Consider the following 13,087-nt stretch of genomic DNA (forward strand, 5'->3'; position numbering starts at 1 on the left):
GTGGGTGACCTCGAGGAGGGTGAGGCCCAGGTCGCGGACGCGCTGGATGAGGCCGTGGAGCGCGGCCTGGTCGCTCACCTGCCCGCGGATGACGGTGGTCCCGTCCGCGTCGCGGATGACGGTCATGCCGTCGAACCAGGTGCTCCACCTCGCGTCGAGGCGCCCCTGGACGCGGATGCGGTACGACTCCGGACCTGGCCCCGGCTCGGGGTGGGCGTTCGGTGCTTCCATGCCGCGGACGCTAGGAGCCGACGTGGTGACCGGGGCTCACCACAGGTGGTGATTGTCGTGGTGAGCCCCGGTCCGAGGCACCGACGTCAGAGCAGGTCGAGCTCCTTGCCCCGGACGACGGCCGAGCGACGGCTCGTCACGCCGAGCTTCATGTAGAGGTTCTTGGTGTGGGTGCGCACCGTGTTGAGCGAGACCACCAGCTCCCGGGCGATCTCCGGGCCGTTCAGCTCGGTGCCCAGCAGCCGGAGCACGTCCCGCTCGCGGCTGCTCAACGTCTCCACCGGCATGTCGTGGCGCGAGGGCGTACGCCCCGGGGCCGGACGCGTGGGCACCCGATCGAGTGCCGACCGCAGGCGCCGGACGTACGCCGTGGGCGAGCGCCGCTCCGCGGCCGCGAGCAGGGTGGCCATGGGTGGGCCCTCGTCGAGGAAGGTCCGGACGTAGCCCTCCGGCTCCGCCACCCGGAGTGCCGCCTCGAGCGCCGTGACCGCTGCCTCCCCGTCGCCCTGCTGCTGGAGCACGAGTGCCCGGGTCACCTGGATCTCGACGACCGATCCCTGCCGCCCCCCGTCCGTCGCTGCGATCAGCATCCGGTCCAGGAGCGCGACGACGTCGGACAGGTCGGCGGTGCCTCCTCGACGGGCGTGGTCGGCCGCCAGGACCCGTGCCAGGGTGACGTGCTCGAACTCCCGCAGGTAGGTCAGCGGGTCGTCGAGTGACAGGCCGACGCGGTCCACCCATGCGAGAGCGGCGTCGACGTGGCCGTGTCGCGCCCACGCCCGGGCGCGGACTGCGGGCACCGGTCGGACGGGCGGGGAGAAGTCGCCGACGTAGAGCCGCTCTGACTCGTCCAGGAGGTCGATGGCCGCCTCCACGTCACCCTCCGCCTCGCGGATCCCGGCCATGACGAGGCGCCAGCGGTAGGCGTCCTGGAGGAGTCCTGCCTGCTCCCCCAGGTCCCGGCTGCGGGCGAGCTCCAGGCGGGCGGCATCGAGGTCGTCGGCCTCGCGGTGCCGGGCAGCCAGACCCACGTGCATGTCGGCCCGGCCCCGGAGGACAGGGGTGTGGTGACGGTCGGCCAGGGCGAGGGCCGAGCGGTACGTCTGCGCAGCGCTGCGCAGCCGACCCTGGACGACCTCGATGTCGGCGAGGGTGATGGAGCAGGCCAGCACGTCCGAGACGTGGTCGATCCGCTCGAACTCGACGAGGCACGCGGCGTACGACGCGTGTGCCGTCGCCAGGTCTCCGCCCGACCAGGCCGCCAGGCCACGCAGCGCGAAGGCAGCACCCCGGGTCAGGTGGTCCCCTCCTTCGCCGACGTGGTCGAGTGCGCGGCGCGCGTGCTCCAGCGTCCGCTCGACGTCGCCGCGCACGAGGGCGATGCCGGCCCGGTGGACCGCGAGGTCGCCGGGCAGGCGCCGGTACTCGTCGTCGTCGACTCCCGCACCTCGGGTCGACGGACCGGGGCGCTGCGCACCGGAGGCCAGCCAGTCCTCCGTCGCGTCCAGCAGCTCGTCGACCCCGTCGAACTCCCCGGTGGACATGCGCGCGCCGGCCAGCGCGTTGCCGAGCACCGGCCGGGCCTGCAGCACCTCCGACGGCAGGGCCTCGATCCAGCCCCGCATGATCGCCTCGCGACGGTCGCGACGGAAGGAGGGCAGGAGGCTCTCGACGAGCTCAGCGGCGCCGACGAAGTCCGCGCCGAGCAGGGAGTGCCGGATCGACTCGACGATGTCGCCCTCCTGCTCGTGCCAGGTCGCGGCCATCGCGTGCAGCTCCTGCACGAGGTCGGGCTGCGCGTCGAGGAGCCTGCCGCGCAGGACGTCGGCGAAGAGGTGGTGGTAGCGGTACCAGTGCCGCCGGTCGTCGAGCGGGACCACGAAGAGGTTGTCCCTCTCCAGGGCCTCCAGCGAGCCGCGGCCGTCGGTCCGACCGGTCAGCGCGTTGCACAGGGCGCCGTTCATCCGGTCCAGGACGGACGTGCGGAGCAGGAAGTCCTGGAGGTCGTCCGGCAGGCGTTGCAGGACCTCCTCGACGAGGTAGTCGACGACGTAGCGGTCGTCGCCGGTGAAGCCGGCGATGAAGCCGGACACGTCGTCGCGCCCGGTCATCGACAGGGCGGCGAGCTGCAGCGCGGCGATCCACCCCTCGGTCCGGCCCTCCAGTGCCCGCACGTCGGCGGGCGCGAGGTCGAGTCCCATGACCTCGTTGAGGTAGGACGCCGCCTCCTGGGTCGTGAACCGCAGGTCGGCAGCGCGGACCTCGACGAGGTCGCCGCGGGCCCGGAGCAGCGCCAGCGGAAGAGGCGGGTCGCTCCTCGTGGCCAGCACCAGGTGCACCCGCGGGGGAAGGTGGGCGAGCAGGAACGCCATCCCTGCGTGGACGGTCGGCGCCTCGATCACGTGGTAGTCGTCGAGGAGCAGGACGAGGTCGACGTCGGTCGCCGCCAGCTCGTTGACGAGGCTCGTCAGGGCGCCCTCCACCGGTGACTGCGGGTCCTCCAGCAGACCGAGTGCTCCCTCCCCCACCCCTGGCACCGCCGTCCGCACGGCGGCCACCACGTAGGTCCAGAAGCGGCCGGGGTCGTTGTCCCGGGAGTCGAGAGCCAGCCAGGCGCCGCGCGGCGACGCGGCGACCGAGGCGTCCGCGGACGCCATCCAGTCGACCAGGAGGGTCGTCTTGCCGAAGCCGGCCGGCGCCGAGACGAGCATCAGCCTGGCCTCGAGCCCACGGTCGAGGCGCTCCCGCAGCCGCGGCCGCGGCACCCGTCCCGGCCGCGGGGTCGGGAGGAACAGCTTGGTCTCGATCAGCGGAAGTGACACACCCGATCCTCCCTCCTCCTCCCGGTGCGCGCCGGTGCCGGTCCAGACCGGCCTCCTACGCCCCTCACGCGGACGCTCCCCCACGCCTCCTTCACCACGTCCTTCACCACGTGTGGTGAGCCGTGCTCACCACGTCGCTCCCTAGGTTCCGGGCCAGGCACCACCCGACCCGACTCCCGAAGGGCACGATCATGCAGAAGCTCACTCGCGGCATCGCTGCGGCAAGCGCCCGGCACCCGTGGCGCACCCTCACCAGCTGGCTGGCCGTCATTGCAGCCATCTTCTTCCTCGCGATCGCTGCCGGCGGCACGTTCGTCGACGACTTCTCCTCGCCCGGCAGCCAGAGCGCACAGGCCGTCGAGCTGCTGGACCAGAACTTCCCGGACGCCGCCAAGGGCTCCGCCATGGTGGTCCTGCACGCAGACGACGGCACCACCCTCGCCGACCACCGCGCGGAGATCGCGCAGGTGCTCGACGACGTATCAGCCGCCGCCCACGTCGAGTCGGTCGCCGAGCCGTTCGCGGCGGGCACGATCTCCGCGGACGGACGGATCGGGTTCGCCGTCCTCACGCTCGACTCCCCCGAGCGCGAGATCGGCAAGCCCGCGTTCGCGGTGCTGTCCGATGCCGTCTCCGGCATGGGCGCCCCCGGACTCCAGGTCGAGCTCGGCGGCGACGCCATCTTCCTCAACGCCGCCGAGGAGAACTCGTCGCACACCGCGATCGGCCTGCTCGTGGCCCTCCTCGTGCTGCTGGTCGTGTTCGGGACGGTCGTCGCCGCCATCGTGCCCATCGGGCTGTCCCTCGTCGCCGTCGGCGCCTCCGTGGGCGGCATCATGCTGATGGCGAGCACGATGAACGTGTCGGTGTCCGCCATCGCCGTGGCCGGCCTGGTCGGGCTCGGGGTGGGCGTCGACTACGCCCTCTTCGTCGTCGCCCGATACCGGGAGAACCGCTCAGCAGGGCAGGACAACACCCGCGCCCTGTCGAACGCGATGGCCACCTCGGGCACCGCGGTCGTCTTCGCCGGGGGGACGGTCATGGTCGCCACGGCCGCCCTGGGCATCACGGGACTGGGCATCCTGACCTCGATCGGGCTCGCCACCGCGCTGATGGTCTTCAGCGCCGTCGCTGCCGCGGTGACCCTGCTCCCCGCCATCCTCACCCTGCTCGGTGACCGGATCGACGCCGGCCGGATCGACGCCAGCCGGGTCGTGCGGCGCCACCGTCCGGCCCTACGCACCGAGGACAGCGCGTGGTGGCGCTTCGGCCACCACGTGTCCCGGCGCCCGTGGCCCTACCTCCTGGGCGCCGTGGCCCTGCTGGCCGCACTGGCAGCTCCTGCGCTGGCGATCCAGACGGCGTTTCCGGCAGCGGGAGACGCCCCCGCCCACACCACGCACCGCCAGGCCTACGACCTCCTCACCGAGGGTTTCGGGATCGGGTTCAACGCCCCGCTCACGGTGGTCATGGACCTCGACTCCTCGACCGCGGGAGCCGACGGGGTGGCCAGCGTGCAGGCGACCATCGCGGACGTACCTGGCATCGTCTCGGTGGGCGATCCCCAGACCTCCGCCGACGGCAGCACCGTCGTGTTCAGCGCCCTCCCCGACGGCGGCCCGGCCGACGCCGAGACCTCCGCCACCATCGAACGGGTCCGCGACGTCATCCCCGACAACACCTATGTCACGGGGATCACGGCCATCACCGACGACCTCAACAGCCAGCTCGAGGAGACGCTGCCCCTGTTCATCGGCGCCGTGATCGGGATCTCGTTCCTGCTCCTGATGCTGGTCTTCCGGTCCGTGGCAGTGCCGCTCAAGGCGGCCGTGATGAACGTGCTCTCGATCGGTGTCGCCTACGGAGTCCTCGTCATGGTCTTCCAGTGGGGCTGGGGAGCCGAGCTGCTCGGGCTCGACGGCCCCACCCCGATCACCTCGATCATCGTGGTGATCATGTTCCCGATCGTGTTCGGGCTCTCGATGGACTACGAGGTCTTCCTGCTCTCCCGCATCCGCGAGGAGTACGCGGCGACGCGGGACAACGCCGAGTCCGTGGCCCGGGGACTGGCATCGACCGGCCGGATCATCACCTCCGCCGCCCTCATCATGATCGCCGTCTTCCTCAGCTTCGTCAGCAGCCCGGTGCCCTCGGTCAAGATGCTCGGCCTGGGGCTGGCGACCGCCATTGCGGTGGACGCCACGGTGGTCCGGATGGTCCTCGTGCCGGCGACCATGTCCCTGCTCGGTGATGCCAACTGGTGGCTGCCGCGATGGTTGGACCGGCTCCTCCCGGTGGTGGAGGTCGAGGCCCCGGCCGCGGTCACCGCCACACCGGACGTGCAGCAGGTCGCGCCGCGCGAGGAGGAGCTGATCCCCCAGTAGCAGTGCCGCCGAGGCGCCGGGATGACCGCCGAGGAGGACGCCCGGTCACGACGCGGCGGCATCACCACGTGCGTGGTGACGGTTGAGGGCCAGCGGCAGGACGGCGGTCAGGAGGGTGGCCACCAGGGCACCGGAGGACCCGAAGATCGTGAACTGCTGGTCGACGTCGATGCCTGCAGCCGTCGTCACCGCCCACCCCAGGGCAAGGGAGCCGCTGAGGACCGGCGGCCAGGCCAGGGCCATCGCTCCGAGCCGGGGTGCGAGGACGACCGATTGGGCCATGCCGACCAGCGCGCCCGTCACCGCACCCTGGACGGCCAGCGAACCGAGGTCGGTCCGGTAGTCGACCAGCGCAGCGCCGATGGCCACGCCGGCCATCATGCCGACCGCCGTGGCGAGGATCCACGACAGCGGCCGGGGACGCGCCTCCCACATCGCCCAGACCTGGACGGCCCCGAGGACGGCCCCGGTCAGGAGACCTCCGGAGAGGGCCGGTCCCGGACCGTCCACGCGTCCGGTGAGCAGGAAGGCGGCATAGCCGCCGAGCGGATAGCCGGCGAACGACACCATCCACCGTCCGACGGAGCGGCGAGCTCCTCGGGACCCAGCGGGTCGGGTGGAAGGCGCGGCGGTACGAAGGTCTGTCATGACGTGCTCCTGTTCGTTGGACTGTGCGGGGTGAGGGGGTCAGGGCGCGGGCAGCGGTCGGCCGGCGATCCAGGCCGCGAGGAGGTGGTCGGGATGCTCGGACAGGTGGTCGCGTACGAGCACGTGGAGCAGCTCGGCGTTCCCGTGCAGGTGCGCGTCGGCCACGGCGACCAGCTGCCGGTCGCGGGTGGTGCCCGCGTGCCGGGCGGCCCGCCCGAGCAGGTCGAGGTCGCCCGTCAACAGGGCCGCGGCGACCAGGAGCGGGGTCGAGGTGGAGCTCGCGGCACGCTGGACGACGTCGGCGGGCGCGTCGGGGTGATCGCCGATCAGTCGGCGGAGGAGGTCGGTGTTGTCGTCGGGCACCTCTGCACCGTGCGCTCCGGCGCTGACGCTGCGCTGACGAGGTGTTCGTGGCCCCCGCGCGGGGCTCGGGTGCCGTAGCCTCGCAAGCGTGCTCACCGTCGCAGTGCTGGGCGCGGTCGAGGCTCGCAGGGATGGTGATCGGCTCTCGGTGCCGACAGGCAGGACCACCGAGCTGCTCGTCCGGCTCGCCCTCGAAGCAGGCTCCGGCGTGCGGGTGGACGCCCTCCTCGACGACCTGTGGCCCACCCACGCCGGTCGCAACACCCTGCAGTCGAAGGTCTCCCAGCTCCGCCGCGCCCTCGGCGACAAGGACGTCGTGGTGGCGGAGGGCGACCGCTACCGGCTCGCCGTCGAGCCGCACGCGGTGGACGCCGTACGAGTCCTCGACCTGGCGGCGCGGGCCGCCACTGCCACGCGTGCCGGGGACGCGTCGACGGCTCTGGCGACCGCCAGCGAGGGGCTGGCGTTGTTCCGCGGGGAGATCCTCGTCGATGCCGGGGACTGGGCTGCGCCCCACCGTGGCCGGCTGGAGGAGGTCCGGCTGACCCTCCTCGAGGACGCGATGGCCGCGCGCGTCGACCTCGGCTCGGGAGGGGAGCTGGTGAGCGACCTCGAGGCCCTCGTCGCGCAGCACCCGCTGCGCGAGCGCCTGTGGGGCTCGCTGATGACCGCGTTGTACCGCGGCGGCAGGCAGGCGGATGCCCTGGCCGCCTACGCGCGGGTCCGGCGGCTGCTCGTCGCCGAGCTCGGGATCGAGCCGGGTCCCGACCTGCGCAGGCTCGAGCAACAGCTCCTCCAGCAGAGCGCGGTGCTGGGCGGGTCGACCGCACCCGCCCCGGCAACGGCGCCGGGCAACCTGCCGCCGACCCGGGCCCTGCTCGTGGGGAGAGATCGCGCGTGCGACGACCTCCGCGCCCTCGTCGACGCGCACCGCCTGGTCACCGTCGTGGGTCCGGCCGGGGTCGGCAAGACCAGGCTCCTGCTCGAGGTGGCGAGGCAGGTCCGCGCACCCGGTGGCGTCTGGCTGGTCCGGCTGGAGGCCGTCGACGCGTCCGCCGACCTGGAGCAGGTGATCGCCGAGACGTTGCACGTCTCCGGGGGCGGGCAGTTGCGCGAGAGGTTGCAGGGGGCGCAGACCGTGATCCTCCTCGACAACTGCGAGCACGTCATCGCCCAGGTCAGCGCTCTGGTGAGCCCGCTGCTCGACGACCTCCCCGGACTCCGCATCTGTGCGACCAGCCAGGTGGCCATGGGCGTCGTCGACGAGGTCGTCCACCACCTGGAGCCCCTCTCCACGGAGGACTCCGTGACGCTCTTCTGGGCCCGGGCCCGCGAGATGCGGCACACCCTCGTGATCGACGCCGAGGCGACGGCGCAGGTCGAGGAGGTGTGTCGTTCGCTCGACGGGCTGCCGCTGGCCATCGAGCTCGCCGCCGCCCGCGTGCGCTCCCTCTCCATTGGGGACATCGCGCGGCGGCTCGATGACCGGTTCGCCCTGCTCCAGGACCCCAGCAGCAACCAGTCCGAGCGCAGGCGTGCCCTCGCGGGCGCCATCGCCTGGAGCTACGACCTGCTCTTCCCCGACGACCAACGGGGCCTGTGGGCACTGTCCTGCTTCGCCGGGAGCGCGTCCCTGGCGGCCGTCGAGCACGTGCTGGACGCCCTGGGCGTTCCTCCGGAGGCGGTCGTCGACACGTTGACCCGGCTGGTCGACCGCTCGCTGGTCACCGTCGACGGCACCGAGGACGGAGGGGTGCGCTACCGGCTCCTGGACAGCATCCGGGCCTACGCCGGCGACCGTCTCGCCGATGCCGGGCTGACCGCCACCGGGCACCGCGCCCACGCGCTCTGGTACGCCGCGACGGCGCAGTGGTGCGCCGACCACATCCGTGGCACGGACCAGCCCACGTGCCTGGCCATCGCCCGGGCCGAGCGGGCGAACGTCGACGCCGCACTCGCCTGGTGCCGGACGAACGAGCCCGACCTCGGGAGCACCATCGCGACCGGGTTCGGCTGGACCTGGGTCGTCCTGGGCGACGGTCCGGCCGCCGCCGCCAGGATCAGGGGCGCGCTCACCACCACCGCACCCGACGAGCGATCGGCAGCGCTCCTCGTCGCCGGATGGCTCGAGGCATCCGCCGGCAACGTCGCGCTGGCAGGGGCCGACATCGACGCCGCGGCCGAGATCGCCGACCACCTGGGCTCGGAGGTGCTGCACGCCGACGTGGCCCGGCACCGCGCCTTCCTGGCCCTGCAGCAGGGCAGTCCGCAGGAGGCGCTGGACCAGGCCGTCGCCGGGCTGCTCACCTATCGTCGCCTGACCTGCCCGTGGGAGACCGCGGCCAGCCTCCTCCTCGCGGCCTATGGCGAGCTGATGCTGGGCGACACCGCCGCCGCGGCCCGGGACGGTGTCGAAGCGGTCGACATCCTGACCCCGCTGGGCGACTCGTGGGGCTTGGTGCACGCCATGGCCATGCTGGGGGGGATCGCCCAGGTGGAGCACCGCTTCGCCGATGCCATCGACGCACTCTCGGGTGCCGTTCGCGAGTCCACTGTGCTGGGCTTCCCCGGACAGGCGGCGCTCCACAGGGGGTCCCTGGCCCGGGTGCAGCAGCGAGCGGGCGACGTCGCCGGCGCGACGGCCTCGTTCGAGCTGGCCCTCGGCGCGGCGACGGCCAGCGGCGACGGCCGGATGGCCGCAACGGCCCGGCTGAGCCTCGCCCGGCTGCTCAGGACCTCCGGCGACGGAGCTGCGGCCGTGCCTTGGCTGAGGGAGAACCTGGACTGGTACGCCGGAGCCGGCGGCGGTGACGGGGCCCTGCTGACACGCTGCCTGCTCGCCATCGAGACCGGTGACCGTGCCGCACTCGACGTGGTGCTGGCGCTCGCTCGAGCCGACGAGACGCCCCTGGTGACGGTGCTGGCGCTGGACGGACGTGCGCGACTGAGCGCGGAGGACGGCGACCACGTACGAGCACGCGAGCTCGTCGCCGAGGCGGACGCCCTCCACCCGGTGGTCGCCCACCTGCTCGACGACGCCGACCGGCCGGACCGCGCTGCTGTCGAGGCGCGAGCGGCGGCCCACCCCGGCTAGCGGCCGTCAGCGCATCGTCAGCGCCCGCCAACACAGTGACGCCATGCCCTCCGAGGCCGCCCGCAGGGCCGACTCGGCGGACCCATCGCATCACCGGGCACGACGACGAGAGGACCACGCCATGTCAGCCGCACCTGTGAAGGAGGGTGACCGTCAGGTCGCTCGTCGCACCGGCACGTCCACCACCCAGAGGTTGGCCCGCTCCGCCGCGCTGCACCCCTGGCGCACCGTGGTGGCATGGGGACTGGTCCTCGTGGCCTCGGTGGTCGTCATCGCCACCCTGATCGGGTCGGCCTTCACCTCCGACGGCAGCCTCACCACCAACCCTGACTCCGCCAGGGCAGAGAAGGTGATCGCGCAGAGCTTCGCGCAGGGCGACCGCATCGACGAGGCCGTCATCGTCCACTCCGACCGGCTCACCGCTGACACGCCCCGGTTCAGGGCCTTCGTCGCGGACGTCCTGACGTCGATCGAGGAAACGGGCGCCACCGAGGTCGTCAGGGATCCCTACGCGCCGGACCAGATGGCCGTCTCCGAAGACGGGCAGGCAGTGGTGCTGACGATGGTGCTGGCGCACGGTGCGGAGGCCGGCATCGCAGAGGTGCTCGAGCGTGTCGCCTCAGCTGACTCGGACGTCGACTTCGACGTCACGATCACCGGGTCCCACACCCTCGACCACGACTTCACCGAGCTCTCGGAGTCCGACCTCACCAACGGCGAGCTGAAGTTCGGCCTCCCGGCAGCCATGATCGTGCTGGTCCTGGTCTTCGGTGCGCTGGTCGCCGCGTTCATCCCGATGAGCATCGCGATCATCTCCATCATCGTGACCGTGGCGCTCTCCTCGATCCTCGGACAGTTCACCTCCCTGTCCTTCTTCATCGTCAACATGATCACCGCGATGGGGCTGGCCCTCGGCATCGACTACAGCCTGTTCGTCCTCTCGCGCTACCGCGAGGAGCGGCAGGCCGGTCGCGACAAGATCGACGCGATCCTCACGACCGGGGGGACCAGCGGCAAGGCCGTCCTGTTCTCGGGCAGCTCGTTCGTCGTGGCCCTGCTCGGGCTGCTCCTCGTCCCGGACACGATCCTGCGCAGCCTGGCGCTCGGCGCCATCATCGTCGGACTGGTCACCATGGCCGCGGCGCTGACCCTGCTGCCGGCCCTCCTCTCGCTCCTCGGCGACCGCGTCAACGCGCTCCGGCTGCCGATCGTGGGCCGCGACCACCCGGCCGAGAGCCCGTTCTGGACCAGGGCCGTCGGCGGGGTCGTACGCCGACCGGGAGTGGCGCTCACCCTGGGTGTCCTGGTCCTGCTCGCAGCGGCCTACCCGGTCCTCGGCCTCCGCACCGGCACCGCGGGCGTCGAGTCGCTCCCCGACTCCAGCTTCGCCAGGTCGGGGGCCATCGCGCTGGAGCGCAGCTTCCCGGGCGTCGCGACGACCGATCCCGCCCAGGTGGTCGTCACCGGTGACGTCACCAGCGACACCGTCACCGCCGCCATCGAGCGGCTCGAGGCGTCCGTCGCCGACGACCGCGACTTCGGACCTCCGCAGCGACAGGTGTCCGAGGACGGACAGGTCGCCCTCGTCAGCATCCCGCTCGTCGGCGGACCCGACCACGACCAGGCCCGGCGCGGGCTCGAGCGGCTCCGTTCGGACCTGGTCCCGGCCGCCTTCGACGACACCGGCACCACCGTGCTGGTCGGTGGCACCACTGCGCAGAACGTCGACTACTCCGACGTCATCAACGAGTGGCTGCCGATCGTGCTCGCCTTCGTGCTGGGCCTGAGCTTCGTCCTGCTCACCCTGGTCTTCCGCTCGCTCGTGCTCTCCGCCACCGCGGTCGTCCTCAACCTGCTCTCCGTGGGCGCCGCCTACGGCCTGCTCGTCCTGGTGTTCCAGCACGGGGTCGGAGCCGACCTCCTCGGCCTCCAGCAGGTCGAACGCGTGGAGGCGTGGGTGCCGATCTTCCTGTTCTCGGTGCTGTTCGCCCTCTCCATGGACTACCACGTGTTCCTCCTGAGCCGGATCAGGGAGAGGTACGCCCACACGGGCAACACCGAGGAGGCGATCGTGCACGGCATCGCCGCCACGGGCCGGATCATCACCGGCGCCGCGCTCATCATCGTGGTCGTCTTCGCCGGCTTCGCCGCCGGACAGCTGGTGATGTTCCAGCAGATGGGCTTCGGCGTCGGGGTGGCCCTGCTCGTGGACGCCACCCTGATCCGCATGGTCGTCGTCCCTGCCGCGATGACGCTGCTCGGCCGGTGGAACTGGTACCTGCCCGGCTGGCTCGGCTGGATGCCCGAGCTGCACGTCGAGGGTGACCCGGCACCTGCTCCCCCGACGTCGGCGGACGTGCAGCCGCCCGTCCCCGCGCTGGTCTGATCGACAGCCACGTCCCCGGACCACCTCGGCGGTCCGGGGACGTGCTTCGTTGTCGTGGACCCAGCAGGAGCGCCCTAGCATGACCAGCGACGACGGGAGGTGCGCCGGTGATCACCACGGTGAGCACGGTGAAGGACGACGTCGAACGCCTCCAGCGCTGGATCGATCGCAACCTCGCTGCCGGTGTCGACCGGATGGTGGTCTTCCTCGACGACCGGGACGACGCACGGACGGCCGCAGCGCTGAACGCCCTGCCCGGGGTGGTCGCCGTCGACGCCGCCGCGTGGTGGGGAGACGAGTTCCCCTCCAAGCTGAACGTCCGCCAGCGCATCAACGCCAACGCCGCGCTGCACGTCGTGCGGGAGACCGACCCCCGCGGGTGGATGTTCCACATCGACGGGGACGAGGTCCTCCACCTCGACAGGGAGCAGCTCCTGGCGCTGCCCGAGGACACCGAGGCGGTGCGGCTCGCGCCGTTGGAGGCGCTGGCCCAGTGGGAGTGGCCCGACGACGAGGTGACGCTGTTCAAGCGCCTGCTGTCCGTCGAGGAGCTGAACCTGCTGCACCTCCTCGGCATGCTCGAGCGTCCCGCCAACGACGACTACTTCCGGGGCCACACCTCCGGGAAGTCGGGCCTGCGCGTCTCCTCGGACGCATCGTTGGACATCCACCGGGTGGTCGACGACAGCAGGAACCCGGTCTCCGCCCATCGCGCCTCCTGGCTGCAGGTGCTGCACTACGAGTCCCACACCCTCGACGAGTTCGTCCGCAAGTGGACCAACCACACGACGTCCGGTCACCGCCTCGTGGCCCGCCCCGAGCGCCGCCGCCTGGCGTCCGCGATGACCGCGGAGGGCTGGGCCCAGTGGCCGGCGGAGATCGCGGACGACGTACGTCGCAGGCTGTTCGCCGCGACCGCCCTCGACGACCGGGGCGGGCTGGAGAGGCTCGGCCTGCTGGTGGCCCCGGTCATGCCCGACGGGCCGGCCGCGCCGATGCCGGGCGACCCCCATCAGGAGGCCATCGGGGCGGGTCTCTCCGCCCTCGGGGGCACGGACCGGACGAGGTTCGGTCTCGACGCCCCGGACACCCGGGAGCCAACCACCCCGGAGCAGCAGTAACGTCACTGCCGTCACAGTCTCGCGACGACGACTCCCAG

General features: G+C 72.2%; 8 protein-coding genes. 4 read left to right on the top strand and 4 right to left on the bottom strand.

Annotated elements, in window-relative coordinates; translation table 11 throughout:
* A partial coding sequence (locus tag BM127_RS17875) for a hypothetical protein (protein WP_091200981.1) occupies positions 1-231 on the bottom strand: 231 nt, incomplete at its 3' end.
* 86 nt (positions 232-317) lie between these two features.
* Entirely contained in the window at positions 318-3,053 is a 2,736-nt protein-coding gene (locus BM127_RS17880) for a winged helix-turn-helix domain-containing protein (protein ID WP_091200790.1), read from the bottom strand.
* Between the two features lie 191 nt (positions 3,054-3,244).
* On the opposite strand from BM127_RS17880, the gene BM127_RS17885 reads away from it, so the two are divergent.
* Entirely contained in the window at positions 3,245-5,437 is a 2,193-nt protein-coding gene (locus BM127_RS17885) for an MMPL family transporter (protein WP_091200792.1), read from the top strand.
* Between the two features lie 45 nt (positions 5,438-5,482).
* Here BM127_RS17885 and BM127_RS17890 read toward each other — a convergent pair whose 3' ends face one another.
* Positions 5,483-6,085 (bottom strand): hypothetical protein, encoded by a 603-nt coding sequence (locus BM127_RS17890; protein ID WP_091200794.1) that lies wholly within the window; start codon positions 6,083-6,085, stop codon positions 5,483-5,485.
* 39 nt (positions 6,086-6,124) lie between these two features.
* The gene (locus BM127_RS17895; RefSeq protein ID WP_091200796.1) at positions 6,125-6,448 is read right to left on the bottom strand and encodes a hypothetical protein; all 324 of its coding nucleotides are present in this window, start codon (positions 6,446-6,448) and stop codon (positions 6,125-6,127) included.
* Positions 6,449-6,536: 88 nt separating this feature from the next.
* On the opposite strand from BM127_RS17895, the gene BM127_RS17900 reads away from it, so the two are divergent.
* From BM127_RS17900 to BM127_RS17910, 3 genes are all read left to right on the top strand, one after another.
* Positions 6,537-9,542, top strand: coding sequence for an AfsR/SARP family transcriptional regulator (locus BM127_RS17900; protein ID WP_231263244.1), 3,006 nt, complete (start codon positions 6,537-6,539; stop codon positions 9,540-9,542).
* Positions 9,543-9,663: 121 nt separating this feature from the next.
* The gene (locus BM127_RS17905; RefSeq protein ID WP_091200798.1) at positions 9,664-11,928 is read left to right on the top strand and encodes an MMPL family transporter; all 2,265 of its coding nucleotides are present in this window, start codon (positions 9,664-9,666) and stop codon (positions 11,926-11,928) included.
* A gap of 107 nt (positions 11,929-12,035) precedes the next feature.
* On the top strand, positions 12,036-13,049 hold the full coding sequence (locus tag BM127_RS17910; protein ID WP_091200800.1) for a glycosyltransferase family 2 protein: 1,014 nt from the start codon (positions 12,036-12,038) through the stop codon (positions 13,047-13,049).
* Positions 13,050-13,087: the final 38 nt, after the last annotated feature.

This window comes from Nocardioides alpinus (genome assembly GCF_900112035.1).
Lineage (GTDB): Bacteria > Actinomycetota > Actinomycetes > Propionibacteriales > Nocardioidaceae > Nocardioides > Nocardioides alpinus.